General features: G+C 62.3%; 20 protein-coding genes and 1 pseudogene. 18 read left to right on the forward strand and 3 right to left on the reverse strand.

Annotated elements, in window-relative coordinates:
- The first annotated feature begins 20 nt into the window (after positions 1 to 20).
- The 9 genes and pseudogenes from G7026_RS14320 (at position 21) to G7026_RS14360 (ending at position 8,805) form a co-directional block, all read left to right on the forward strand.
- The gene (locus G7026_RS14320) at positions 21 to 1,295 is read left to right on the forward strand and encodes an aromatic ring-hydroxylating oxygenase subunit alpha (protein ID WP_181071595.1); all 1,275 of its coding nucleotides are present in this window, start codon (positions 21 to 23) and stop codon (positions 1,293 to 1,295) included.
- A 13-nt stretch (positions 1,296 to 1,308) separates the two neighbouring features.
- Positions 1,309 to 1,785, forward strand: a complete 477-nt coding sequence (locus G7026_RS14325) for an aromatic-ring-hydroxylating dioxygenase subunit beta (protein WP_181071596.1) — start codon at positions 1,309 to 1,311, stop codon at positions 1,783 to 1,785.
- 10 nt (positions 1,786 to 1,795) lie between these two features.
- Positions 1,796 to 2,533 carry an SDR family NAD(P)-dependent oxidoreductase gene (locus G7026_RS14330; RefSeq protein ID WP_181071597.1) on the forward strand — a complete coding sequence of 246 codons (738 nt, stop codon included), beginning with the start codon at positions 1,796 to 1,798 and terminating at the stop codon, positions 2,531 to 2,533.
- 72 nt (positions 2,534 to 2,605) lie between these two features.
- Positions 2,606 to 3,565 (forward strand): PDR/VanB family oxidoreductase, encoded by a 960-nt coding sequence (locus G7026_RS14335; RefSeq protein ID WP_181071598.1) that lies wholly within the window; start codon positions 2,606 to 2,608, stop codon positions 3,563 to 3,565.
- Positions 3,566 to 3,578: 13 nt separating this feature from the next.
- Positions 3,579 to 4,079 carry a flavin reductase gene (locus G7026_RS14340; protein WP_181071599.1) on the forward strand — a complete coding sequence of 167 codons (501 nt, stop codon included), beginning with the start codon at positions 3,579 to 3,581 and terminating at the stop codon, positions 4,077 to 4,079.
- Positions 4,080 to 4,259: 180 nt separating this feature from the next.
- Positions 4,260 to 5,507, forward strand: coding sequence for an OprD family porin (locus tag G7026_RS14345; protein ID WP_181071600.1), 1,248 nt, complete (start codon positions 4,260 to 4,262; stop codon positions 5,505 to 5,507).
- Between the two features lie 74 nt (positions 5,508 to 5,581).
- Positions 5,582 to 6,874: an MFS transporter gene (locus G7026_RS14350; RefSeq protein ID WP_258190286.1), complete on the forward strand. Its 1,293-nt coding sequence runs from the start codon at positions 5,582 to 5,584 to the stop codon at positions 6,872 to 6,874.
- A 104-nt stretch (positions 6,875 to 6,978) separates the two neighbouring features.
- A complete protein-coding gene (locus tag G7026_RS14355) occupies positions 6,979 to 8,202 on the forward strand; it encodes an alpha-hydroxy acid oxidase (RefSeq protein WP_181071601.1) in 1,224 nt (407 codons plus the stop codon).
- A pseudogene (locus G7026_RS14360) lies at positions 8,184 to 8,805 on the forward strand (NIPSNAP family protein). Before G7026_RS14355 ends, G7026_RS14360 begins: the two are co-directional and overlap by 19 nt.
- Positions 8,806 to 8,882: 77 nt before the next feature.
- Here G7026_RS14360 and G7026_RS14365 read toward each other — a convergent pair.
- Positions 8,883 to 9,629: an SDR family oxidoreductase gene (locus tag G7026_RS14365; protein WP_181071602.1), complete on the reverse strand. Its 747-nt coding sequence runs from the start codon at positions 9,627 to 9,629 to the stop codon at positions 8,883 to 8,885.
- A gap of 117 nt (positions 9,630 to 9,746) precedes the next feature.
- On the opposite strand from G7026_RS14365, the gene G7026_RS14370 reads away from it, so the two are divergent.
- Positions 9,747 to 10,190, forward strand: a complete 444-nt coding sequence (locus tag G7026_RS14370) for an Hsp20 family protein (protein ID WP_181071603.1) — start codon at positions 9,747 to 9,749, stop codon at positions 10,188 to 10,190.
- 47 nt (positions 10,191 to 10,237) lie between these two features.
- Here the strand turns inward: G7026_RS14370 and G7026_RS14375 are convergent, their stop codons facing one another.
- Positions 10,238 to 13,897: a PAS domain S-box protein gene (locus G7026_RS14375; RefSeq protein WP_181071604.1), complete on the reverse strand. Its 3,660-nt coding sequence runs from the start codon at positions 13,895 to 13,897 to the stop codon at positions 10,238 to 10,240.
- A 72-nt stretch (positions 13,898 to 13,969) separates the two neighbouring features.
- A complete protein-coding gene (locus G7026_RS14380; protein ID WP_181071605.1) occupies positions 13,970 to 14,872 on the reverse strand; it encodes a LysR family transcriptional regulator in 903 nt (300 codons plus the stop codon).
- Positions 14,873 to 15,032: 160 nt separating this feature from the next.
- On the opposite strand from G7026_RS14380, the gene leuC reads away from it, so the two are divergent.
- The 8 genes from leuC (at position 15,033) to truA (ending at position 25,233) form a co-directional block, all read left to right on the forward strand.
- The gene (gene leuC / locus G7026_RS14385) at positions 15,033 to 16,460 is read left to right on the forward strand and encodes a 3-isopropylmalate dehydratase large subunit (protein ID WP_181071606.1); all 1,428 of its coding nucleotides are present in this window, start codon (positions 15,033 to 15,035) and stop codon (positions 16,458 to 16,460) included.
- Positions 16,461 to 16,470: 10 nt separating this feature from the next.
- Complete coding sequence (gene leuD, locus G7026_RS14390; RefSeq protein ID WP_181071607.1) at positions 16,471 to 17,118, forward strand: 3-isopropylmalate dehydratase small subunit; 648 nt, start codon at positions 16,471 to 16,473, stop codon at positions 17,116 to 17,118.
- Positions 17,119 to 17,188: 70 nt separating this feature from the next.
- Positions 17,189 to 17,950: a class I SAM-dependent methyltransferase gene (locus G7026_RS14395; RefSeq protein WP_181071608.1), complete on the forward strand. Its 762-nt coding sequence runs from the start codon at positions 17,189 to 17,191 to the stop codon at positions 17,948 to 17,950.
- A 37-nt stretch (positions 17,951 to 17,987) separates the two neighbouring features.
- The gene (gene leuB / locus G7026_RS14400) at positions 17,988 to 19,070 is read left to right on the forward strand and encodes a 3-isopropylmalate dehydrogenase (protein ID WP_181071609.1); all 1,083 of its coding nucleotides are present in this window, start codon (positions 17,988 to 17,990) and stop codon (positions 19,068 to 19,070) included.
- A gap of 100 nt (positions 19,071 to 19,170) precedes the next feature.
- The gene (asd, locus tag G7026_RS14405) at positions 19,171 to 20,283 is read left to right on the forward strand and encodes an aspartate-semialdehyde dehydrogenase (RefSeq protein WP_181071610.1); all 1,113 of its coding nucleotides are present in this window, start codon (positions 19,171 to 19,173) and stop codon (positions 20,281 to 20,283) included.
- Positions 20,284 to 20,421: 138 nt separating this feature from the next.
- The gene (locus G7026_RS14410) at positions 20,422 to 21,432 is read left to right on the forward strand and encodes an aspartate-semialdehyde dehydrogenase (protein WP_181071611.1); all 1,011 of its coding nucleotides are present in this window, start codon (positions 20,422 to 20,424) and stop codon (positions 21,430 to 21,432) included.
- 151 nt (positions 21,433 to 21,583) lie between these two features.
- Positions 21,584 to 24,367 (forward strand): FimV/HubP family polar landmark protein, encoded by a 2,784-nt coding sequence (locus tag G7026_RS14415; protein WP_181071612.1) that lies wholly within the window; start codon positions 21,584 to 21,586, stop codon positions 24,365 to 24,367.
- The gene (gene truA / locus G7026_RS14420; protein ID WP_181071613.1) at positions 24,367 to 25,233 is read left to right on the forward strand and encodes a tRNA pseudouridine(38-40) synthase TruA; all 867 of its coding nucleotides are present in this window, start codon (positions 24,367 to 24,369) and stop codon (positions 25,231 to 25,233) included. The genes G7026_RS14415 and truA overlap by 1 nt, the downstream gene beginning before the upstream one ends.
- Positions 25,234 to 25,307 lie beyond the last annotated feature (74 nt).

Below are 25,307 nucleotides of genomic sequence, written 5' to 3' on the forward strand. Positions count from 1 at the left end.
AAGCCGATGAGGAGCCAACCGTGAACAACCTGATCGAAGCCGTAAACCTCGAGTGCGATCCCGCCGACCTGGTGCAGGCCGACCGTGTGCACACCTCGCTGTACACCGACCCCAAACTGTTCGATGCGGAGATGGAAAAGATCTTCTACAGCACTTGGGTGTGGGTCGCCCACGTGAGCGAAATTCCAGACGCGGGCAGCTACAAGAGCACCTTCATCGGCAAGCAGCCGGTCATTGTGGTGCGCGACCGCAAGAAGGCCGTGCACGTACTGCTCAACCGCTGCCGTCACCGCGGCGCCACTGTCTGCGAGCACAAGAAAGGCAAGACCAACAGCTTCGTCTGCCCCTACCACGGCTGGGGCTACGCCCTGGACGGTTCGCTGCGCGGCATTCCGCACCCGGACAGCTACGGCGACTGCCTGGACAAGAGCGAGCTGCCGCTGGTGAGCCTGCGTGTCGAAGAGTATGCCGGCATGCTGTTCGCCACTTTCAAGGACGACATCGAGCCGCTGGTGGACTTCCTCGGCCCGGCCAAGAAGTGGATGGATCTGTTCATGAAGCAGGGCGCCGGCTACGGCATCAAGGTACCGGGCGAACACCGCTTCCGCTTCCCGGGCAACTGGAAGATCCAGCTGGAAAACACCACTGACGCCTACCATTTCCCGCTGGTACACAAGTCGTTCCTGCACTCGGTCGACCAGCAGACCATGGACATGCTCGATTTCGTCGGCGGCTCCGGCTACGTCGAAGACCTCGGCAACGGCCATAGCGTGATGGTGATGATTCCAGACCTGGTCGATCTGGAAGCCAATCTCGACGCGCCGATCCCCACCCGTTTCGAGGAACTGGCCCAGGAGCTGCGCGACGAGGGCATCGAGGACATGCAGGTCCGCCGCATTGTCCGCGCGGTCGGCGGCTCGGGCTTCAATCTCAACCTGTTTCCCAACGTCGCCTGCTCGATGGCGTTCTTCCGCGTGCTGCAGCCGATCTCGGTCAACGAGACGGAGATTCATCACTCGGTGATCACCATGGACGGCGGCCCCGCCGCGGCCAACCGCTATCGCCTGCGCCTGCACGAACACTTCCAGGGACCGATGGGCTTCGGCACGCCGGACGATTCCGAGGCCTGGGAGCGGGTGCAGAAGGGGGCCAGCGCCGGTGAAGACCTGTGGATCATGCTCAACCGCGGCCTGCCCGGCGAGAAGCCGAGCGAGGACGGACTGGTCAGCGACGTGTCCGCCGAAACCGGGATGCGCGCGGCTTATCAGCAGTGGAAAAAGATGATGTCGGTTTGAGGGGAGCCACGAAATGAATCTGCAAGTACTTCAAGAAGTCACCGCCTTCATCTGGCAGGAAGGCGACATGCTCGACCACGGCGAATACGACGCATGGTTAGCGCTGTGGGCCGAGAAGGGCACCTACATCATCCCGATCGACCCGAACGAAGAGGATTTCGACAACACGCTCAACTACGCCTACGACGATGCGCATATGCGCCAGAAGCGCGTACAGCGTCTGATCGGCGGGGAGTCCATTTCCACCAGCCCGCGGCCACGCACCGTGCGCACCCTGTCGCGCTTCAGGGTGCTGGCCGACGACGGCTCGCGGGTGACAGTCCGTTGCGCGCAGAACCTGCGCGAGTTTCGCAAGGACGTGCTCAAGCACTACAGCGCCGACATCGTCTACGACCTGGTGCGCAGCGAGGGTGGCTTCAGCATCGAACGCAAGCTGGTCCGCCTGATCAACTCCGACGATGCCCTGGCCGGCATCGGCTACATCCTCTGAGGACCACGCCATGCAGATTGCACTCGTCACCGGTGCGGCCCAGGGATTGGGTTACGCCATAGCAGGGCGGCTATTCGCCGCCGGCTATGCGGTAGTCATCACCGACTTCTCTCTGGATCGCGCCCAGTCCGCCGCCAATGCTCTGGACAGCAGCGGGGAGCGGGTGCTGGCGCTCAAGCTCGACGTGGGCGACAAGTCCGACTTCGAGTCCGCCCTGGCCGCCACCCTGGAGCGTTTCGGCGCCTTGCATGTGGCGGTGAACAACGCGGCCATGACCATGACCACTCCGGTCATGCAGATCAGCCCCGAAGAGTTCGACCGCGTCATGAGCCTCAACACCCGCAGCGTCTTCGTCGGCTGCCAGGTGTTCGGTGCGCACATGGCCGCGGCCGGGTACGGGCGCATCGTCAACATGGCCTCGTTGGCGGGGCAGAACGGCGGCACCGCCACCGGCGCGCACTACGCCGCGTCCAAGGGCGCCATCGTCACCCTGACCAAGATCTTCGCCAAGGAGCTGGCCGCCGGCGGCGTGACCGTCAATGCCATCGCCCCCGGGCCGATCGATTCGCCTGCAGTGCACGCCGCGGTGCCGGCCGAACGCATGGCGGGGATGCTCGGCAACATCCCGGTCAAGCGCCTGGGCGATGCGGATTTTCTCGGCGACCTGATCGTGCAGCTCGCACGACCGGAAGCCTACTTCACCACCGGGGCGACCTGGGATGTGAACGGCGGCCTGTTCATGCGCTGATCGACCGTTACAACGATGCGACAGCCGGCCAACGGCTGCGTTTTACCTTGACGTGCAATGCGGTGAATCGAGATGACTGAAGAACTCCTGAAGGTGCAGGTGCACAAGCGCCAGTTGCAGGGCGACGGTGTCGTCGTGCTCGACCTGATCCCGGTCGGTGGCACCACGCTGCCAGCCTTCGAAGCCGGCGCCCACGTGGACATCCACATCGCTCCCGGCCTGGTGCGCCAGTATTCGCTGTGCAGCGACCCGGCGGACAACGCGACCTACCGTCTCGGCGTGCTCAAGGACCCGGCCTCGCGTGGCGGTTCCACCGGCGTGCACGACAAACTGCTCGAAGGCGCCGAGGTGCAGATCAGCGTACCTCGCAACCTGTTTCCGCTGGTGACCCAGGCGCGGCGTTCGATCCTCATCGGGGGCGGCATTGGCATCACCCCGATGATCGCCATGGCCTACGCGCTCCAGGCGCAAGGGGCCGATTTCGAATTGCACTACTGCGGGCGCTCCCGCAGCCGCAGCGCGTTTCTCGACGAGCTGCAGAGCGCGGCTTTCGCAGATCGCGTCGTTACCCATTTCGACGATGAACCCGCCGAACATAAGCTCGACCTCGACGCCTTACTCGGCCAGGGCCAGCCCGGTGTACACGTCTATACCTGCGGCCCGTCAGGCTTCATGGACTGGGTGATCGAAAGCGCATCCCGCAAGGGCTATGCCGACGACCACATCCACCGTGAGTACTTCCAGGTCGAGGTCGACAGCTCTGGTGAAAGCTTCGAGGTCGTGGCGGCCAAGAGCGGCAAAAGCGTTCAGGTGGCCGAAGGCCAGACCATCCTCGAGGCGCTCGGCACGCTGGGCATCAAGATCGAGGTGTCCTGCGAGCAGGGCGTATGCGGAACCTGTCTGTGCGATGTGCTCGAAGGCGAGCCAGATCACCGAGATGTATACCTGACCGACGAGGAAAAGGAAGCCAACGACCAGATCCTGGTCTGCTGCTCCCGCGCCAAGTCGAAAAAACTCGTTCTGGATATCTGAGGAGGGCCGAACAATGGTCGACGTAACCGGCTTCCGTAATGCCATGGCCATGCTGGGTGGCGCTGTTTCCGTGATTACCACCGATGGCCCTTCGGGTCGTTTCGGGTTCACCGCTTCGGCCGTCTGCAGCGTGACCGATTCGCCACCGACGCTGCTGGTCTGCATGAACCGTACATCCGCCTCCAACGTGCATTTCAAGAACAACGGCGTGTTGTGCGTGAACGTGCTCGCCGGCACCCATCAGGATGTTTCCGGCGCATTCGCCAACCGCAACATTTCGATGGAAGAGCGTTTCGCCAGTGCCGATTGGTCGGTATTGAAAAGCGGCTCTCCGGCGATGGACGACGCGCTCGTCAACTTTGATTGCTGTATCGCTCAAGTTCATGAGATCGGCTCGCACAGTATCTTCTACTGCGAAATACAGGAAATAAAACAGGGCGCAGCCGAAGACGGTCTGGTTTATTTCAATCGCGCCTACCATAAGCTTTGCGAGGGCTCCAAAGCGCTTCGCTGATCTCTTCCGATAGTTAAAAGAAGTCCGAACTGCATGTTCGGGCAAAGGCCTTGTGTTGCCTGCTTTCGTGGATAAGTGCATCGCAGAGTGCACCACGAATTGAACTGCCAAGTTTGCGATTAGTTGATCTGCTCAGACCAAGAACGTCGGCTCGTCCGATAATTAAAAAGGAGCGTCACAATGCGTCAATCGTTACTGGTTCGTGGAATTAGAAGCGTTGGAATGGTGGGGGTCGTGGTTACCCCGTTGATGGCCCAGGCAGACTTCGTGGACGACAGTCGCCTGAAGGTGGATATGAGGAATTTCTACCTGCATCGCAATTTCACCAATAGCGATGCGGTCGATCCCAAAGTAGGCAGCTGGTCCCAAGGGTTCGATCTCCAGTTCACCTCCGGGTATACCGATACGCCGATTCAAATGGGGGTGGACGTGAACGCGCAGTACGCGATTCGCCTGGACTCCACCGGAAACGACGGCACCTTGCCTTACAACCCTGCAACCGATGAAACGCCCAGCAACTACGGGCGCGCGGGTGCGACGTTGAAGATGCGCTATTCGAAAACCGAGCTGAAGGTCGGTGACATGCGGCCGGAGCTTCCCATCGCCTGGCATGATCCGAGCCGGCAGCTGGACACCATCTACCAAGGCGCAGTGGTCGAATCGAAGGAGCTGGACGGGCTGACGCTGACGGGAGGACGTTTCTGGTCGGTGGTCACGCGCGAATCGTCCAACCACGAGAACTTCTACAAGTACGGTTCGACCAGCGATCTGGACAGCGAGGCGCTGGATTTCGCCGGTGCGACCTACAACCTGACGAAGAACTTCCAGGTCAGTTATTTCTACGGCGTCATGCACGACATCTACCAGCAGCATTACGTCGGATTCGCGCATCTGGCCGATCTGGGTAATGGCTACGGGTTAAGGACCGATGTCCGTTACTTCAATAACAACGAAGACGGAGATGCGCTCAATGGCGAAGTGGATAACCGCGCGCTGTCTACAGGACTGACACTCACCAAGAGTGGTCACAAGGTCAGCGCCGTCTACCAGCGCATGTATGGCAACAGCATGTTCCCGACACCGAACGGCTATATCCCCCAGTTCTACCTCCTCAACTGGGCCAACCAGCCTTTCATGCGTCCGCAAGAGCGCTCGTGGAGCCTCGGCTATGGATATGACTTCGCACAAGTCGGGGTCCCCGGCCTGACCTTTGCCGCGCGTTATATCAAGGGTTCGCAGATCGAGCTGGGCGGCGCGCGCGACGGCTCCGAAAACGAGCGCGATCTGGCGATCAAGTACGTTCTGCAGGATGGGCCGCTGAAGGGGCTCGGTATCGAGTGGAAGAACTATCTGGTGCAACAACACCAGTTCGGTAGTGACTTCAACGAGAACCGGCTCTACGTCACGTACACCTGGAACGTCTTCTGAGTAGCCCTTGCAAGGCCTGGCGGTTGCCAGGCCTTGCCGACGATCAGGAATGCACAGCTTGAGGGGAGCCTGACATGGCCAATTCCCAAACGTCCATGCGCCGCATCGTGACCGCTTCGGTCATCGGCAATGCGCTGGAATGGTACGACTTCTTTTTGTATGGCACGGCGGCGGCACTGATTTTCGGGCCGCTGTTCTTCCCGGCCGGCACGGACCCGGTCATCGGTACGCTGGGTGCGTTCGCCGGTTTCGCGGTCGGTTTCGTGGCGCGCCCGCTGGGTGGTTTGATCTTCGGTCATATGGGCGACAAGCACGGGCGCAAGAACGCTCTGGTTATCACGCTGTCGATGATGGGCGCGGCGACCTTCCTGATGGGGCTGTTGCCGACGTTCGAGCAGGTCGGCTATCTGGCGCCGGTCAGCCTGGTGATCCTGCGGGTCGTGCAGGGCATCGCGTCCGGCGGCGAGTGGGGCGGTGGCGTGCTGATGCTCAGCGAGAATGCGCCCAAGGGCCGGGAGGGCTTCTACGCCTCCTGGAGCCAGCTGGGTGTCTCAGGGGGCTTCGTGTTGTCGGCGGCAGCGTTCTATCTGGTGCAGCTGTTGCCCGAAGAGGATTTCATGAGCTGGGGCTGGCGGATTCCTTTCCTGGCCAGCATCGCGATCTTCGGCGTGGGCGTTTACATCCGGCGCCGATTGCCGGAAAGCCGCGCCTTCGAGCAGGAAGTCGGGAAGGCGCCGACTCCCCAGCATCCGCCGGCCCTGCAGGTGTTGCGCGAACATCCACGTGAAGTGTTGCAGGCCATGGGCCTGAGAATCGCGGAAAACGGAGGCGCGTACATCTTCCTGTCGTTCTCCATGGCCTACGCCAAGTTCACCGGGCTGTCGACGCAGCTGGTGTTGTCCGGCGTGATGCTGGCGATGGTCATCGAGGCGTTCGCCATCCTCTTCTGGGGTTGGCTGTCGGACAGAATCGGTCGGCGCACGGTCTACGCGATCGGCTCCATCGGCCTGATGGTCTTTGCCTTTCCCTTCTTCTGGTTGCTCGACAGCCACAGTCCTACGCTGGTCTATCTTGCGTTGGTGCTGGGGCTGCCACTGAGCCACGGCGCGATGATCGGAACGCAGCCGGCGCTGATGGGCGAGCTGTTTCCCACTCACGTGCGCTATACGGGCCTGGCCATGGGGCATGAAATCGCCTCGATCTTCGCCGGAGGCTTCGCGCCGATGATCGCTACCGCTTTGTTCGCGGCCTATCAGAGCGCCTGGCCTGTATCGGTCATGCTCATGCTGTTCGGCCTGGTCACGACGTTGACGCTATTCAGCATTAATCGAAATGACGATCGGCAGGTGATCGCCTCTCCTGCTTAACGACCGAGAGCGAGTGCTCCTTTACCCGGGCCGCTCCGCCCGGGTGTTTTTTATTGTCCGAGCCACTACTCGGACTTCATTCATCGCAATGTCAGGATTACGCAATGCGTCGATACCACTGCGGACGGGATCTTGAGCGCATCCACAGTATTGCCGAGATGGCCGCCGCTGCTCGTCGGCAGTTGCCGTACTTCGCCTGGGAATATCTGGAAGGCGGCGCTGAAGAGGAATGGACGCTGGGGCGCAACCGGCAGGCCTTTGCCGACTATCCGTTGGAATCTCGCACGCTGGTGCCATGCCATCCGCCTGCAATTGATCGCGCTGTGCTGGGTCGGCGTCTGCCGGCCCCGATGCTGATCGGGCCGACCGGCTATAACGGCATGCTTTACCCTGATGCCGATCTGCATCTGGCCCGCGCCGCCCATGCGCGCGGTCTGCCTTTTTGCCTGAGCACGGTTTCCAATGTTTCGCTCGAGGCCATCGCCGAGCAGGTACCCGGCCTCGACTTGTGGTTCCAGCTCTACGCCATGCGCGGCCCGGCCATCCAGGCGGACTTGCTGGCGCGCGCGCAACGTGCAGGGGTGCGTACGCTGCTGTTGACCACGGACGCTTTGGTGCTGGGCAACCGCGAGTGGGATCGGCGCAACTTCGCAAGGCCCCGCCAGTTGAGTCTGCGCAACAAGCTCGACGTGCTTCGCCACCCAGGCTGGATGCGTCGGGTGATGTGGCCCGCGGGGCTTCCTTCGATGGCCAATCTCTTGCCGTATCTGCCGCAAAACGAGCGCACGGCGCTGGGCTCGATGAAGTTCATCGGTGAGCAGATGGACGCGCTTCTGGATTGGGACAGGTTGGCGCGCCTGCGCGAGCAATGGCCTGGTCAACTGGTACTCAAGGGTGTTCTACATCCTGGGGATGCCGAGCGCGCCTGTTCGTTGGGGCTGGACGGCATCATCGTTACCAATCATGGAGGGCGGCAGCTGGATGGGGCTCCGGCGAGCATCGATGCGTTGTCGCGCATCGCTCCCGTCGTTCGGGGACGCATGGCCGTACTGCTCGACAGCGGCATTCGGCGGGGCAGCGACATCGTCAAGGCGCTGGCCCTTGGCGCCGATGCCGTGCTGCTTGGGCGAGCCACCCTGTACGGGGTGGCGGTCGCCGGCGAGGCTGGCGCGGGGAGGGCGCTCGACCTCCTGCATGATGAACTGAGGTGCACGCTCAATCTGATGGGCTGTCCTGGGGTGGATGTGCTCTCTGCCCAGTGGTTGTCCGCGCCCGATCGGCGCCCCTCTTGCCCATCGGAGACCTGCACATGCGCTTGTACGAACTGATTCGTTTCACGATTCGAGTCAACACCACAGCGGTCGTAGTGGATCGTCTGGAGCCGATCCTGTGCGCACCCCGGCCAGGCGTGCGGCTGATGAGTTGCTGGATATCGGAAGTCGGCCAGCAGAACCAGGTGTTCGTTTTGCGTGGTTTCCTCGACGAGGCCACCCGACAGCACGAGCGCGAACGCATCCTGCTCGAGCCGGATGCCTTCGCCATCGGCGACTACCTGCTGGGCATGCAAGTCGACGACTACACCCTGTTCCCGTTCCTGGAGCCGTTACCGCCCGGCGAGCACGGCCCGTTCTACGAGATTCGCGAATACGACCTCGTTCCGTCCGGCCTGGCGCCGACGCTGGAGCTGGCGCAAGGCCGTCGGGCCCCGCACGGGCGATGGCTATTCACCGGTTTACGCGGCCTTCTATGCCACCACCGGCCTGCTGCCGCGCTATCTGCATATCTGGCCCTATGCGAGCCTGGAAGAGCGGCTGGACGTGCGTACCCGCGCGGTGGCTGACGGCGTCTGGCCACCCGAAAACTCCGGGCCGCAGCTGCTGACCATGATGTCTACCGTTTGCCGCCCAGCGAGCTATTCACCGATCCGTTAGCGGCCCGTGGTGTGAGAACCGCTTCGGTCACAGTTGGACGACGCTGCCTGGCTCCGCTGTTCGGAGCGACAGCCAGGCTAACGCCCTCCGGTGACGTCCAGCAGTGCGGCGCTCACGTAGCTCGCTTCGTCGCCGCAGAGCCAGAGGATGGCTCGGGCGACTTCCTCCGCTTCGCCACCGCGGCCCATCGGGACGCTGGCCTTGACCCGCTCGACGCGGTTCGGCTCGCCGCCGCTGGCGTGAATGTCGGTGTGAATCACCCCAGGGCGCACGGCGTTGACGCGGATGCCTTCGGCCGCCACCTCCTTGGCCAGTCCGAGCGTCATGCTGTCGATGGCGCCCTTGGCCGCGGCGTAGTCGACGTATTCGCCGGGCGCGCCGAGGCGCGAGGCCACGGACGAGACGTTGACGATGGCGCCACCGTCGCCGCCATGGCGGCGAGACATGCGCTTCACCGCCTCGCGCGCGCAAATGAAGCTGCCGGTGACGTTGACCGCGAAGACCCGAGCCAGTCGGGCGGCGTCCATGTCCTCCAGGCGCATCTGCTGCTCCAGCATGCCGGCGTTGTTGACCAGCACGTCGAGCCGGCCAAATTTCTGGTCGAGCGCCTCGAACAGGCGAACCACCTGGGCTTCGTCGGCCACATCGGCGGCGACTGCAAGGGCGCGGCCTCCCTCGCGCTCGATCTCCTGGACGAGCCGTTCGGCCGTTTCCTGTTGTTGCCGGTAGCTGATGCACACTTGATAACCCTGTTGGGCGGCGAGCCTGGCGGTGGCCGCGCCGATACCGCGGCTGGCGCCCGTGATGAGCATGACCTTGGACATGAAGATCTCCCGATGAACGGTCTTGAAATTGTTCGGCCGGTCCACATTTCGTGGAATGCGGGATGCCGAAGTCGGGTTCCGCATCAACCACTCGCTGAATTTCAGGAGATAGTTAAGATGACCAGCTTTTCAATGGCACCACTGTTTCGTCAATCCATTGGTTTCGATCGATTCAACGATCTGTTCGAAAGCGCACTGCGCAACGACGCCAGCAGCTCCTATCCACCCTACAACGTGGAGAAGCACGGCGATGACAACTACCGCATCGTGGTAGCGGCCGCCGGCCTCCAGGAAGCGGACCTGCAATTGCAAGTGGAGCGGGGTGTGCTCACCGTCAGCGGCGGCAAGCGCGAAACCGGCAACGAAGGCGTGACCTACCTGCATCAGGGCATCGCCCAGCGGGCGTTCAAGCTCTCGTTCCGCCTGGCTGACCACATCGAAGTGCGTTCGGCCAAGCTCGACAGCGGTCTGCTGACCGTCGAGCTCGAGCGCGTGGTCCCGGAAGAGGCCAAGCCCAAGCTGATCCCGATCAACGGGGAACGGCCGGCTCTGCAGGGCTGATCCGCCAGAGCAATGAGGAAGGGCGCCATGGGGCGCCCTTCTTGTTTTCAGCTGTTTCGCTGGGCGAGCAATGCGCAGAATTCGGCAAAGGGCAGCGGGCGGCTAAACAGATAGCCCTGGTAGAGGTTGCAACCTTCCTTTTGCAGCAGATCCAGTTGCGCCTGCTCTTCCACCCCTTCGGCGATCACTTCCAGACCCATGCTGGCGGCCATGGCGATGATCGCGCGAATGATATCGGCATCGTTGCCATCGTCGATGGCGTCGCGCACGAACGACTGGTCGATCTTCAGCAGGTCCACGGGCAGGCACTTGAGGTAGGTCAGCGACGAATACCCGGTGCCGAAGTCGTCCATGGCGAAACTCAATCCAAGTGCCTTCAGCTCCAGCATCTTGGCAATGGTGTCGTCCAGGCTGTGGATGACGATGTTTTCGGTGATTTCAAGCTTGACCATATGAGGCGGTAGGTCGCTGCTGCCGAGGATTCGGTCGACCCGCTCGACGAAGCCGTCCTGGCGAAACTGCCGCGGACTGATGTTGATGCACATGCTGAAATCATCGGTACGGACGAGCCCGGCCTGCAGCAGCTCGGCGGCTTGGCGCGCGGCTTCGCGCAGCACCCAGTTGCCGACTTCGATGATCAGACCGCTTTCCTCGAGTACCGGGATGAACTGCGCCGGCGACTGCGGCCCGAGTACCGGGTGCTTCCAGCGCAGCAAGGCCTCGGCGCCGATCACCGCATTGCTGCGGGCGTCCACCTGCGGTTGCAGGTGTAGCTCGAACTCGCCGCGAGCCAGCGCGATACGCAGGTCGTTCTCCATGCGCAGGCGTGCGCTGGCGGCTTCCTGCATCGATCCATGGAACAACTGGATGGCGTTACGCCCTTCGTCTTTGGCGCGATACAGCGCGATGTCGGCACGCTTGAGCAGGTCGGCCGGCGTGTCGCCATGCTCGGGAATCAGCGCGATGCCGATACTTGGCGTCACCTGAAGCCGATGCCCGTCGAAGAGCATCGGTTCGGCCAGCAGATGGCGCAATTTTTCCGCGACACGGGTGACCTGACGTGTCACATCGGTCAACTTGCCGTGTAGGCCGGTGAGCAGCACCACGAATTCATCGCCGCCCAGTCGGGCCACCGTGTCTTCCTGCCGCACGCTGACTTCCAGGCGTGCGGTGACCAGCTTGAGCACGGCGTCGCCGACCGGATGGCCGAGCGAGTCATTGATGTGCTTGAAATGATCCAGGTCGAGAAACAGCAGGGCGCCGTGCAGGTCGTGGCGCTTGTGCATGGCGATCTGCTGGTTCAGGCGGTCCATCAGCAGCGCCCGATTGGGCAGATTGGTCAGCGGGTCGTGGTAGGCCAGGTGCTGGATCTGCGCCTGGGCGTCCTTGAGTTGAGTGATGTCTCGCGCGGACAGCAACAAGCAGTCCAGGCCGTTGAGCTCGAAGGGTTCGACCGAGACCTCGACGCTGCGAACTCCGCCGTTGCGGTGACGAACGCGCATCTCCCGGTGAAGGAAGCGACCGTGCACCTTGACCGCCTGGATGATCTGCTCCTGCTGCTGCGGATCGGTCCAGAGGTTGAGCTCTTCGGCGGTACGGCCTGCCGCTTCTTCGGGTCGGTAGCCGGTCAGGCGATGGAAACCCTCGTTGACCTCGATGAACTGGCCGCTCTGACGATTGTAAATGGTGATCGCGTCGGGGCTGGAATGAAACGCCTTGGCGAACTTGACCTCGCTGGCGCGCAGCGCGGCCTCCGCCTGATGCCGCTCGGTGACGTCGAGGAAGGTGGTGGTAATGCAGGTTTCGCCTTCCACCTGGATCAAGCGGCTGGATACCAGGCAGGTGATGATGCGGCCCTCGCGGGTGCGATATTCGGCCTCGGCATTGTCCAGTGCTTGCTCGCGCACCAGTTTCGTATAGAGCTGGCGGCGTTGCTGCTCGTTTTTCCAGAAGTGGATATCCGGCGCCGTCCGCCCGATGATCTCCGCGGCTGGCCAGCCAAAGGTTTCGCTGAAACTCGGGTTAACCTCTATGAAGGCGCCGTCGCGCACGCGGGTCACGCTGATGGGGTCAGGGCTGCTTTGGAAAAGTGTAGCGAACTTGGCTTCCGAGGCGGCCAGGCGCTGCTCGCGACGCACCCGCTCGGTGATGTCCATGACGATACCGGCCATTCTCAACGGCCGTCCTTCATCGTCGCGGTAGAGTTTTGCGGTACTTTCCAGATGCCGAATCTCGCCACCTGGCAGTTGGGAGCGATACGTCGCCTGGTAGAACGTGGTACGTCCTGCGACCAGATCGGCGTACGCGTTACGCATGGTTTGTCGATCCGCCTCTGGCACACGTGCGAAGAATTCCCGGAACGAGCCGTGATAGGGCCCTTCATCCATGCCTTGAAGGTTGGCCGAGCGCGGCGAGCCGTACAGCATGCCGCTGGGTATGTGCCAGTCCCAGGTGCCCAGCTCTGCCGATTCCAGCGCCAGGGTCAGCCGCTCCTGGCTCTCCTGTAGTGCCTGGGCCTGCAACCGCTGATCGGTGACGTCGCGTGCGGTAAAGAACAGGCAGGGTTGTCCGTCGAGCTCGATTTCTCCGCCGAAGAGCAGATGCTGGCTTAGTAGGCCGGTACGGCTTCGCAGCTCCACGGGATAATTACTGATGAGGTTGCCGCTGCGGGCCAGCGTCTCGATCAGCCGTTCGCGGGCTTGCGTGTCGTAGAGGCCGAGGTCGACGAAAGTGCGGCCGAGGGCGTCTTCCTTGCTCCAGCCGAACTGCCGTTCGAAGCTGGGATTGATCTCCAATAGGCGACCGCTGTCGCGCTCGCTGATCGCTGCGGCGTCAGGTGTCGTGCGGAATGCCTTGGCGAACTTGTCCTCACTGTTGCGCAGCGCGGTTTCGGCCTGCCACTGCTCGCGCATGTCGATGAAGGTGCACAGTACGAAGCTGTCGCCTTCCAGTTCCAGACATTGGTAATTGAGGATGCCTTCGACCAGTTCGCCATACTTGCCCTTGAACTGTACGCGGTGCTTTGCGCAACTGTGCGTCTCGCGCGCCTGCATGCGCAATGCGTCGCGCTGTGCGAGGTCCGCCCACATGCCTATCTCCAGGGTGGTGCGGCCGGCGACTTCGTTCTCGCACCAGCCGAGCAGGCGGGTGAAGTGTTGGTTGATCGCAACGATACGGGCGTCGTCATAACGCACCAGCATCACCAGGTCGGGGCTCAGCTGGAACAGGCTGGCGAAACGTTTTTCCGAACTCAGCAGTTGCAGTTCCTTTTCCTGCCATTCGGTCACGTCGCGCAACACGCCGATCAGCACCGGCTCGCCCCGTTCGCCGCTGTGCAGCTGACCGCTGATTTCCAGCCAGCGCAGCGTGCCGTCGGGCCAGCGGACCCGGTGCCTGAGGTGGCAGTGACCTACGGCGCCACTGGCAATCTCCTTGAACGTGGAGGCAACTGCCGGGCGATCCTCCTCGGCTACCAGAACCAGGTAGTCGAAACCCTCCTGGACCTTCTGGTCGGCAGCGAAGCCGAACAGCATCGGCGCGCCATCGGACCAGCTCACTCGTCCGGTATCGAGGTCCCAGCACCAGGCGCCCAGCCGGGCGCTGCGTAACGCAGCGAGCACCCGGCTGTTATGGACGGCTGGCTGTTCGGCATCGCTCGGATCGTAAGCGCTGATATGAGGAAGTGCAGGGGGGTGACTGTCTGGCATGCTCGGCCTTATCTCGTGCGTTGCGGCAACGCTGCCCGAAACATCGGCGGTTGAGGTGATTGAAGGCCCACGTTAGCGGGAGTCGACCCCGCTGTGCAACTTGGCCCGATCAGCGTCAACCAGCGCCATGAAAGCGCGAGCGGCGTTGGACAGGGTCCGTTCGGTATGAAAGATGTAGCCCAGCGTACGGCTCAGACTTACGCCCGGGAGCGGCAGCGCCACCACTTGGTCGTCGTCACGCATGGTGCGCGGCAGTACGCTCCAGGCCAGGCCGATGGACACCATCATCTTGATGGTTTCCAGATAGTTGGTGCTCATGCTGATGGTCGGCGTCAGCCCCTGGGCTTCGAACAGGCGTTGCACGATGTGATGGGTGAAGGTGTTCCCACCGGGGAATACTGCGGGGTGCCGGGCGACATCCGACAGCGTGATCGGGCCGTTGCTGGCCAGCGGATGCTCCGGAGCGGCGACGAAGTCGAGCGGATCGTTCCATATTTCAACCGCCCGGATCGGCGCCGCGGTCCGTGGGGCCAGGGTGATCACCGCCAGTTCGGCGCGGCCATGCAGGACTTCTTCATAAGCGACTTCCGAGTCCAGAAAACGGATATCGAGGGTCACGCCGGGGTATTCCCGGGTAAAGGCGCGCAGCAACGGTGGCAATCGGTGCAGGCCGATGTGGTGGCTGGTCGCCAGGCTCAGCCGGCCGCCGACATCACCGTTGAGGTTGCGCAGCGCCCTGCGGGTGTCGTCCAGCACGCCGAGAATCTGGTAGGCCCGTGGCAACAGCGCCCGGCCTGCCTCGGTCAGGCCGACCTGACGGCCCAGGCGGTCGAACAGGCGCACGCCCAGTTGCTGCTCCAGGGCGGCGATGCGCTTGCTGACAGCCGGTTGGGTCAGGTGCAGCCGCTCGGCCGCCTCGGAAAAACTGCCGGTTTCGGCGATGGCGACAAACGCGTTGAGATTAGCCAGGTCCATGATTGCGCTCGGGGTGAACAAGGTCCCATTCTATTGGGATTCCTGAAAGGAATGCATTGAATGAAAAATATGAATTTGAGTAATGATGACGTAAGCCCTAGCATCATCCCCATAAGCGCAAGGGCTATTGCCCCGCATAGAAACTGATGAGGAACGTCCGATGGCCGGCAAAACGCTCTACGACAAGCTCTGGGAAATGCATGAGGTCAAGCGTCGCGACGATGGTTCGTCGCTGATCTACATCGACCGCCACATCCTGCATGAAGTGACTTCGCCGCAGGCCTTCGAAGGCCTTCGCCTGGCTGGCCGCCGCCCATGGCGCATCGATGCCAACATCGCGACGCCGGACCACAACGTCCCCACCACGCGTGCGGAGCGCCAGGGCGGCCTCGAATCCATCGCCGACGAGGTGTCACGCATCCAGGTGCAGACCCTCGATGAGAACTGCGACGACTTCGGCATCCTCGAATTCAAGATGAACGACGTGCGTCAGGGGATCGTTCATGTGATCGGCCCGGAGCAGGGCGCTACCTTGCCGGGCATGACCGTCGTCTGTGGCGACTCGCATACCTCGACCCACGGCGCATTCGGCGCGCTGGCCCACGGCATCGGCACGTCCGAGGTCGAGCATGTGCTGGCCACCCAGTGCCTGGTCGCGAAGAAAATGAAGAACATGCAGGTGCGTGTCGAAGGCACGCTGCCGTTCGGCGTCACCGCCAAGGACATCGTGCTCGCGGTCATCGGCAAGATCGGCACCGCCGGCGGCAACGGCCATGCGCTGGAATTCGCCGGCAGTGCGATCCGCGATCTGTCCATGGAAGGCCGCATGACCATCTGCAACATGTCCATCGAGGCGGGTGCGCGGGTCGGCATGGTGGCGGTGGACGAAAAGACCATCGCCTATGTCGAAGGCCGCCCGTTCGCGCCGAAGGGCGCTGATTGGGACAAGGCGGTAGAGCTCTGGAAGGGTCTGGTTTCCGACGCCGATGCCGTGTTCGATACCGTCGTCGAGCTGAAGGCCGAAGACATCAAGCCGCAGGTCAGCTGGGGCACTTCGCCGGAAATGGTGCTCGCCGTGGATCAGAACGTGCCGGACCCGGCCGTCGAGGCCGACCCGGTCAAGCGCGACTCCATCGTCCGGGCGCTCAAGTACATGGGCCTGGCGGCCAACCAGCCGATCACCGAGATAAGGCTGGACCGCGTATTCATCGGCTCCTGCACAAACTCGCGCATCGAAGATCTGCGTGCCGCTGCGGAAGTGGCGCGCGGTCGCAAGGTCGCCGCAACGGTCAAGCAGGCCATGGTCGTACCGGGCTCCGGCCTGGTGAAGCAGCAGGCCGAAGCCGAGGGGCTGGACAAGATCTTCATCGAAGCCGGCTTCGAGTGGCGCGAACCGGGCTGCTCCATGTGCCTGGCGATGAACCCGGACAAGCTCGGCAACGGCGAGCATTGCGCTTCGACCTCCAACCGCAACTTCGAAGGCCGCCAGGGCGCCGGTGGGCGCACCCATCTGGTCAGTCCGGCGATGGCCGCCGCCGCTGCGGTCAGTGGCCGCTTCGTCGATGTTCGTGAATTAATCCAGGCCTGAGGAGACCGACATGAAGGCATTCACCCAGCACACCGGTCTCGTCGCGCCGCTCGATCGCGCCAATGTCGACACCGATCAGATCATCCCCAAGCAGTTTCTGAAGTCCATCAAGCGCACCGGCTTCGGTCAGAACCTGTTCGATGAATGGCGTTATCTGGACGTGGGGCAGCCCAACCAGGATTGTTCGAATCGTCCGGTCAATCAGGATTTCGTCCTCAACTTCCCGCGTTATCAGGGTGCCAGCGTGCTGCTGGCGCGGGAAAACTTCGGCTGCGGCTCGTCCCGCGAACACGCGCCCTGGGCGCTTGATGAATACGGCTTCCGCACCATCATCGCGCCGAGCTTCGCCGACATCTTCTACAACAACAGTTTCAAGAACGGCCTGCTGCCGATCGTATTGAAAGAAAAAGAGGTCGATGCGCTCTTCGAACAGGCCGAAGCGACCGAGGGCTACCAGCTCACCATCGATCTCGCGGCGCAGACGGTAACCCGCCCGGACGGCGTGCAGTACGGGTTCGAGGTCGATGCCTTCCGCAAGCACTGCCTGCTCAACGGGCTGGACGACATCGGCCTGACCCTGCAGGACGCAGAGGCGATCAAGACCTTCGAAAACCGCCACCAGCAAAGCCAGCCCTGGCTGTTCGGCGCCATCAAGTAATCGCCTGCGGCGGATCGCCAACGAGCCTGGTGATCTGCCCACGGCCACTTTCTAATCAGGAGCGACGCGCATGACAAATGCTCACAGCCAGGTGGTACAGAAGCAGTTCGGCGAGCAGGCCAGCGCTTACCTGAACAGTGCCGTTCATGCGCAGGGTCCTGAATTCGCCGAGTTGCTGGCGGCCGTGGAGGGGCATGGAAGCGCGCAGCTGCTCGACCTGGGCTGTGGCGCCGGGCACGTTTCCTTCCATCTTGCTCCAGCAGTAGGCAAGGTGGTGGCGTATGACCTTTCTCAGCAGATGCTCGATGTGGTCGCGCAAACGGCCGATGCGAGAGGGTTGGGCAATATCGAGACGGTACTTGGCGCGGCCGAGCGGTTGCCGTTCGAGGACGCGAGCTTCGACTTCGTCGTCAGCCGTTTTTCAGCTCATCACTGGAGCGATCTCGGGCAAGCGCTGCGCGAGACAAAGCGTGTGCTCAAGCCTGGCGGTGTGGCGGCCTTCGTCGATGTCGCCGCGCCCGGCCTGCCGTTGCTCGATACCCATCTGCAAACGATCGAGTTGCTGCGCGACAGCAGCCACGTACGCAACTACTCGCCTGCCGAGTGGGCGCGCCAGTTGGGCGAGGCCGGGTTGCGCGTGACGGCGGAAAAGACCCAGCGGTTGCGTCTGGAGTATCAGTCCTGGGTCGACCGGATGCGTACGCCCGAGGTATTTCGTGCCGCCATCCTGGAGCTTCATCGGGCGGCCAGCGAGGAAGTTCGGGCCTATTTCGAAATTACCGACGACGGCTCGTTCAGCACCGATGTGTTGCTGATCTGGGCCGGGCGTTGATCCCCTATTGGCGCCTTGCGCCTAAAGAGAGAACACGATGAGCAAACAGATTCTGATTCTTCCCGGCGATGGCATTGGCCCGGAAATCATGGCCGAGGCGGTCAAGGTGCTGGAGTTGGCCAACGACAAATACCAGCTCGATTTCGCGCTGAGTTACGACGAGCTGGGCGGTGCGGCGATCGACAAGTACGGCGTGCCGCTGGCCGACGAGACGCTGGAGCGCGCCCGTGCCGCCGATGCCATCCTGCTGGGCGCCGTCGGCGGTCCGAAGTGGGACACCATCGACCCGGCCATCCGTCCCGAGCGCGGCCTGCTGAAGATCCGCTCGCAGCTGGGGCTGTTCGGCAACCTGCGCCCGGCGCTGCTTTATCCGCAGCTCGCCGATGCCTCCAGCCTGAAGCCGGAAATCGTCGCTGGCCTGGACATCCTCATCGTTCGTGAGCTGACCGGCGGCATCTACTTCGGCCAGCCGCGCGAAAGCCGGGTGCTGGAGAACGGCGAGCGCATGGCCTACGACACGCTGCCCTACAGCGAGAGCGAAATTCGCCGTATCGCCAAGGTCGGTTTCGACATGGCGCGCGTGCGCGGCAAGAAGCTCTGCTCGGTGGACAAGGCCAACGTGCTCGCCTCCAGCCAGCTGTGGCGCGCGGTGATAGAGGAGGTGGCGAAGGACTATCCGGACGTCGAGCTCAGCCACATGTACGTCGACAACGCGGCGATGCAGCTGGTACGCGCGCCCAAGCAATTTGACGTGATCGTCACCGACAACATGTTTGGCGACATTCTGTCGGACGAGGCTTCCATGCTCACCGGCTCGATCGGCATGCTGCCGTCCGCTTCGCTGGACTCGAACAACAAGGGCATGTTCGAGCCTTGTCATGGCTCGGCGCCGGATATCGCCGGCAAGGGCATCGCCAACCCGCTCGCCACCATACTGTCGGTCTCGATGATGCTGCGTTACAGCTTCGGCCAATCGGCCGCTGCCGACGCCATCGAGCAGGCCGTCAGCAATGTGCTCGATCAGGGGCTGCGCACCGGTGATATCCACTCGGTGGGCATGACCAAGGTCGGTACGCGGGAAATGGGCGATGCGGTAGTCGCGGCGCTCGCGAAGTTGTAATCTTTTCCGTTCGCCCCGACGGGCTGCCTTCAGCCTGGCTTGCGGTATTGGCACGGGGGTGCCGACTGCGGGGCGACACATTCAATAAAGGTGTAGTGCGATGAAACGTGTAGGTCTGATCGGTTGGCGGGGCATGGTCGGCTCCGTGCTTATGCAGCGGATGCTCGAAGAGCGGGATTTCGACCTGATCGAGCCGGTATTCTTCACCACGTCCAACGTGGGCGGGCAGGGCCCGGAGATTGGCAAGGACACCGCGCCCTTGAAGGACGCCTACAGCATCGATGAGCTCAAGGGGCTCGATGTCATCCTGACCTGCCAGGGCGGCGACTACACCAACGAAGTATTCCCCAAGCTGCGCGAAGCCGGCTGGCAGGGTTACTGGATCGACGCGGCCTCGGCGCTGCGCATGCAGGACGATGCGGTGATCGTTCTCGACCCGGTCAACCGTCGGGTGATCGACCAGCAGCTCGATGCGGGTACACGCAACTACATTGGCGGCAATTGCACCGTCAGCCTGATGTTGATGGGCCTCGGCGGCTTATTCGAAGCTGGTCTGGTCGAGTGGATGAGTGCAATGACCTACCAGGCCGCCTCCGGCGCCGGCGCGCAGAACATGCGTGAGCTGATCCGTCAGATGGGTGCGATCAATGCGGCGGTGGCCGACGATCTCGCTGATCCTGCCAGTGCGATCCTGGAAATCGATCGCCAGGTCGCCCAGACACAGCGTGGCGAAGGCTTCCCAATCGACAACTTCGGCGTTCCGCTGGCCGGCAGCCTGATTCCCTATATCGACAAGGAGCTGCCCAATGGGCAGAGCCGCGAGGAGTGGAAGGCGCAGGCGGAGACCAACAAGATTCTCGGGCGTTTCAAGAACCCGATTCCGGTCGATGGCATCTGCGTGCGCATCGGGGCCATGCGTTGCCACAGCCAGGCGCTGACCATCAAGCTGAACAAGGATGTGCCGATTTCGGACATCGAGGGGCTGATCAGCCAGCACAATCCCTGGGTTCGCCTGGTCTCCAACCACCGCGAAGACAGCATTCGCGACCTTACGCCGACAGCGGTCACCGGCACCCTGGACGTACCGGTCGGGCGCCTGCGCAAGCTCAACATGGGCTCGCATTACCTGGGTGCATTCACCGTCGGCGACCAACTGCTCTGGGGCGCTGCGGAGCCGCTGCGTCGCATGCTGCGGATCCTCCTGGAGCGCTGATCGCGCCTGCATCGGCCACATCGAAACGCCACGCCCTGCCGTGGCGTTTTTTTTTGCCAATCCGGCCGGACGCCGTAATCGCTTGCAGCCTGTGGCCAAATCGCTACAGTGCCTGTCGCTCAATAACAGGAGACGCTCATGTCGCAGCTTGTTCATGTGGCCATCGCAGGCGCGGCCAGCGCTATCGGCGAGGCCCTGGTGGAAATAGCCGAAGAACGAGGATTTCCGATTGGCGACCTGCATGTGATCGACGAGGGTGACTCGATCGGTCAGAGCCTGCCCTACAAGGGCCGCAATCTGCGCGTTCGCGATGTAGCCCAGTTCGATTTCAATCAGGTCGGCCTGGTGTTCTTTGCGGGTGAAGTGGCATTGCTCGATCGTTACCTCGGTGCCGCGCGCCAGGCCGGTTGCGCAGTGATAGACGTGACCTCCGGCAAGAACTCTGCTGCGCTGCCATGCGTCGTGCCCGAGCTCAACGCGCAACGGCTCGCCTCGATGAGCAAGCCAGTCTGCGTCAGCTCGCCGGCCCCCGAAGCCACCGCGTTGGCAGTGGTGCTTGCGCCTCTGCTCGATCTGCTGAGTCTCGAGCGTATCACCGTGACCGCTTGCGTTCCGGTGTCCTCTCGCGGACGCCGCGGGGTCAATGAACTGGCGAGGCAGACCGCCGAGCTGCTCAATGCACGGCCGCTGGAGCCACGCGTGTTCGGCCAGCAGGTCGCCTTCAACTTATTAGGGGCTGACGACACGCCTGAAGCGGATGGCCATACCATCCTTGAAAAACGGTTTGCGAACGAGCTCAAGCAATTGCTCGACAAGCCGCTATTACCCATTGCGGTTAGTTGCATACTGGCGCCCGTCTTCTTTGGAAGCAGCCTGAGTGTGTCGCTGCTCTGTGCAGACGAGGTCGATCTTGATGCTGTCTCGCAGGCACTGGAGCAGGCTCCGGGGTTGGAGCTGGCGGCCATCGGCGAGCAACCGAGCGTCGTGGGTGACGCAATAGGTCAGGATGTGGTGCATGTTGGCAGGGTGCGTCATGGGCATGATGATCGACGCCAAGTCAATTTGTGGATTGTGTCTGATAACGTGCGAAAAGGGGCTGCACTTAACGCCGTGCAGACCGGTGAGTTGTTGATAAAACACTATCTGTAAAAGATACTTACCGAAAAATTGAAGAACGATTCTAGTTTGACAATACTGGCTTAGCTGATCGCTGACGGGGAACCGCCGCAAGACGGGCAGGCAGTGACTAACGAGCTCTCTCGAAGTTTGAGAAGAAAAAGATTAAACAAGGGATTTCACTATGGTTCGGGTTCGCAATCTGGTGCTGGCAATAGCGGCTGCTACCGCTCTGACTTCCGAAATGGCGTATGCGCTAGGGCTCGGTGAGGTCAGGTTGCAATCGGCGTTGAATCAACCGCTGGTAGCCGAGATCGAGTTGCTCGATTCCAGCAGTCTCGCCGCCGGAGAAGTGATTCCCTCGCTGGCTTCGGTTGAAGAATTCAACAAGGCCGGCGTCGATCGTCAGTACTTCCTTACTGACCTCAAGTTCACCCCCGTTTTGCGTCCCAATGGCAAGAGCGTCATTCAGGTCACCTCGAGCAAACCGGTTCGCGAGCCTTATCTTAATTTCCTGGTAGAGATCCTTTGGCCCAATGGGCGGCTGCTGCGTGAATACACGCTGCTGCTGGATCCGCCGCTTTATTCGCCTGAAACCGCCGCTGCCGCTGCGCCGCAACTGCCTATCGCTTCGCAGGCACCTCGGCAGACCTCCAGCCGTCCTGCTTCTCCCGCACCGGCACCACGTGCTGCAGCTCCCTCGACCAGTGGTTCGACCGCGCCAGCTGGGCTGCAGGGCGATGAATACCGGACGTCGGCACGCGACACCCTTTGGGATATCGCCGAACGCACCCGCAAGGGCGGCACTGTTCATCAGGCCATGCTGGCGATTCAGGATCTCAATCCGGACGCCTTCATCGATGGCAACATCAACCGCATGAAGAGCGGCCAGGTGCTGCGTCTGCCCAACGCCGAGCAGGTCGGTAGCCGCAATCAGGCTGAGGCCATCGCTCAGGTCGCCGAGCAGAACGCTGCCTGGCGTCAGGGTCGCAGCATAGCTGCCCCGGGTCGTCAGCTCGACGCCACCCAGCGCAGCACGGCAGGCGCCGCGCCTTCGCGCAGCGAGACCGGTGACAATCTACGCCTGGTCGCACCGGAGTCCGGTGCCTCTACTTCAGGTAGCGATCGTGGTACTGGCGCCGATGCGAAGGCGCTCAGTGACAAGCTCGCCGTGACTCAGGAGAGTCTGGACTCCAGCCGCCGTGAAAACGCCGACCTTCAGGGCCGCCTGGGCGATCTGCAAGGGCAGCTGGAAAAACTGCAGCGACTGATGCAGCTGAAGGACGATCAGCTAGCCAAACTGCAGGCGCAACTGGCTGCGGAAGGCGCTGCGGCGAACCCGCCGCAGAATGCCGGGCAGTACGAAGCCGGTACGCCTTCGACGGCAGCGCCGCCGGGAGCGTCCAGTGACGCGACACCGCCCGGCACCGATGACGGAGCCGACTCCAGCGACATGGCTGCGCCGGCTGATCCAGCCGGCGCAGCCATGTCCGGTACCGAATCCTCGGTGCCACCGGTAGCCCAGGCGCCTGCAGCAAAACCTGCGCCGCAACCGGCCCCTGCCCCTGCTCCGGCAGCCCAGCAGCAGCCCGAGCCGGGAATCCTCGACAATCCGATGATGCTCGGCATCATCGGTGGTGGTGCGCTGCTGCTGTTGCTGGTCGGTCTAATGGCATTGTCGCGTCGCAACGCGATGAAGGAAGCCGAGCTGCAGGATAGCTTCGCAGAAGATGAGCGTTCCAACTTCTATGCTTCCGAGCAGGCGTTCCCGAGTGGCGGATTCGATAGCGTTAATGATCACGCGGCGCAGAAAGATGCTGCGCCTGTTGCACTCGCCTCCGAGCAGGTAACTGCGCAAACGGGCGATGCCCTCGGCGAAGCCGATATCTATATCGCCTATGGCCGCTTCAATCAGGCTGCAGAGCTGCTTCAAAATGCGCTGAACGACGAACCGCATCGCAGCGAGTTGCGCCTGAAGCTGATGGAAGTTTACGCAGAGCTGGGCGATCGGGACGGGTTTGCCCGTGAGGAAGCCGAGTTGCGGGAGATCGGCGGCGCCAATGCCGGGATCGAGCAGCTGAAGAGTAAATACCCGACGATGGGCCTCGTTGCGCCTGCCGCCGCTGCTGGTTATGCCGCGGCTGCCTATCAGCAGAACGACAGCCTGAATCTTGATGATTTGGAGCTCGACGAGCCTGTTGCAGAGTCCAACTCGACGCTCGACACCGACGAGTTCGCGCTGGATCTGGACGAGCTGGATCTGGCCGACGAGCCTGCTCAGCATGAGTCCAGCGCGGCGCGTACCAGCGATGAGCTGGTTCTGAACAGGGAGACCGATCTTTCTTCATCCGTCCCCAGCGACGAGGATGATTTCTCCTTCGATCTGGGTCTGGACGACGAGACCAAACCGGCTGCTGCATCGAAGGACGCCGGCTCCGATTTCTCGTTCGATCTTGAAGACGAGCCCAAGTCGACTGAATCGACTGCAGGTGACGACTTCCTGTTGAGTCTCGACGATGACCTGAGCGAGGCGCCCCAAAGCGGCAAGAGTGCGGATGAATTCAGTTTCGATCTGCCGCAGGCCGAGAGCTCTGCCGAGCTGCCGGACGATTTCGATCTGTCGCTCGACGATGAGCTGGCGACCGAAACCGCTTCGCAGGAGGACTTCGCCGTTCAGTTGGATGAGGTGGATGCCGAGCTCGAAGCGCTGTCTCAGGGGATCGACGAATCCCGTGACGACGCTGCCGGCCTGTCTCCGGCTGCGCCTGCCGCCGGGATGGATGATCTTGGCGAAGACTTCGACTTCCTCTCCGGGACTGACGAGACGTCCACTAAGCTCGACCTTGCCCGAGCTTATATCGACATGGGCGACGCCGAAGGGGCGCGCGATATTCTCGATGAGGTCATTGGCGAAGGTAACGACAGCCAGCAACAAGAGGCGCGCGAAATGCTCGCCCGCCTGGCCTGATGTCTCACGCAGTACCTGCAACGGCAGCCGATAAGGCTGCCGTTGGCGTTTCCAGAATAGCGCTTGGCGTCGAGTACAAAGGGTCTCGCTATCGGGGCTTTCAACGCCAGCGAGCCGGTGTGCCGTCTGTTCAGGAATCGCTCGAAAAAGCGATATCGAAAGTCGCCGGTGGCCATCCCGTGGTGCTCAGTTGTGCCGGTCGAACCGACGCGTTGGTCCATGCGAGCGGTCAGGTGGTGCACTTCGACACGCCTGTCGAGCGCAGCATGCATGCCTGGGTGATGGGGGCCAACATGAACCTGCCGCCTGATATCAGCGTTACGTGGGCGCGTGAGATGCCGGCTCATTTCGATGCGCGATTCAGTGCCATGGCGCGGCGTTATCGGTATGTGATCTACAACGACCAGATTCGCCCCGCGCACATGGCTGAAGAGGTCACCTGGAACCATCGTCCTCTGGATGTGGCTCGCATGCAGGCGGCGGCACGCGCCTTGGTGGGAACTCACGACTTCAGCGCCTTCCGTGCACGGCAGTGCCAGGCGAAGTCGCCGATCAAGACGGTTCACCACCTCGAGTTGATGCAGTATGGGCGCTTCATCATCCTCGACATACGTGCCAACGCTTTCCTTCATCACATGGTGCGCAATTTCGCCGGCGTGCTGATGACCATCGGCTGCGGGGAGCGCCCGATCGAATGGGCCGCCGAGGTGCTCGAGTCGCGGGTGCGGCGCACCGGAGGCGTGACCGCGCATCCTTATGGTCTCTACTTGGTGCAGGTCGAGTATCCGGCAGAGTTCGAGCTGCCCGGGCGATACTTGGGCCCGCATTTTTTGTCCTGGCTGCCCGATTGCGCCGTTGACAGGTGATTTAGGACGCACTGCTTGCCAGCGCCTCGATGTGGGCCTTGCAGCAGGATCGTCTTTTGTTACCATCCGGTGCT

The sequence above is a fragment of the Stutzerimonas azotifigens genome (genome assembly GCF_013522725.1).
Classification (GTDB): domain Bacteria; phylum Pseudomonadota; class Gammaproteobacteria; order Pseudomonadales; family Pseudomonadaceae; genus Stutzerimonas; species Stutzerimonas azotifigens_A.

Coding starts and splice junctions, on each gene's coding strand:
- leuD (WP_181071607.1), top strand. CDS start 16,471: ATGAAGGCATTCACCCAGCACACCGGTCTCGTCGCGCCGCTCGATCGC.
- G7026_RS14340 (WP_181071599.1), top strand. CDS start 3,579: ATGGTCGACGTAACCGGCTTCCGTAATGCCATGGCCATGCTGGGTGGC.
- G7026_RS14395 (WP_181071608.1), top strand. CDS start 17,189: ATGACAAATGCTCACAGCCAGGTGGTACAGAAGCAGTTCGGCGAGCAG.
- G7026_RS14335 (WP_181071598.1), top strand. CDS start 2,606: ATGACTGAAGAACTCCTGAAGGTGCAGGTGCACAAGCGCCAGTTGCAG.
- G7026_RS14355 (WP_181071601.1), top strand. CDS start 6,979: ATGCGTCGATACCACTGCGGACGGGATCTTGAGCGCATCCACAGTATT.
- leuB (WP_181071609.1), top strand. CDS start 17,988: ATGAGCAAACAGATTCTGATTCTTCCCGGCGATGGCATTGGCCCGGAA.
- G7026_RS14365 (WP_181071602.1), bottom strand. CDS start 9,629: ATGTCCAAGGTCATGCTCATCACGGGCGCCAGCCGCGGTATCGGCGCG.
- G7026_RS14330 (WP_181071597.1), top strand. CDS start 1,796: ATGCAGATTGCACTCGTCACCGGTGCGGCCCAGGGATTGGGTTACGCC.
- truA (WP_181071613.1), top strand. CDS start 24,367: ATGTCTCACGCAGTACCTGCAACGGCAGCCGATAAGGCTGCCGTTGGC.
- asd (WP_181071610.1), top strand. CDS start 19,171: ATGAAACGTGTAGGTCTGATCGGTTGGCGGGGCATGGTCGGCTCCGTG.
- G7026_RS14350 (WP_258190286.1), top strand. CDS start 5,582: ATGGCCAATTCCCAAACGTCCATGCGCCGCATCGTGACCGCTTCGGTC.
- G7026_RS14375 (WP_181071604.1), bottom strand. CDS start 13,897: ATGCCAGACAGTCACCCCCCTGCACTTCCTCATATCAGCGCTTACGAT.
- G7026_RS14415 (WP_181071612.1), top strand. CDS start 21,584: ATGGTTCGGGTTCGCAATCTGGTGCTGGCAATAGCGGCTGCTACCGCT.
- G7026_RS14325 (WP_181071596.1), top strand. CDS start 1,309: ATGAATCTGCAAGTACTTCAAGAAGTCACCGCCTTCATCTGGCAGGAA.
- leuC (WP_181071606.1), top strand. CDS start 15,033: ATGGCCGGCAAAACGCTCTACGACAAGCTCTGGGAAATGCATGAGGTC.
- G7026_RS14370 (WP_181071603.1), top strand. CDS start 9,747: ATGACCAGCTTTTCAATGGCACCACTGTTTCGTCAATCCATTGGTTTC.
- G7026_RS14410 (WP_181071611.1), top strand. CDS start 20,422: ATGTCGCAGCTTGTTCATGTGGCCATCGCAGGCGCGGCCAGCGCTATC.
- G7026_RS14345 (WP_181071600.1), top strand. CDS start 4,260: ATGCGTCAATCGTTACTGGTTCGTGGAATTAGAAGCGTTGGAATGGTG.
- G7026_RS14380 (WP_181071605.1), bottom strand. CDS start 14,872: ATGGACCTGGCTAATCTCAACGCGTTTGTCGCCATCGCCGAAACCGGC.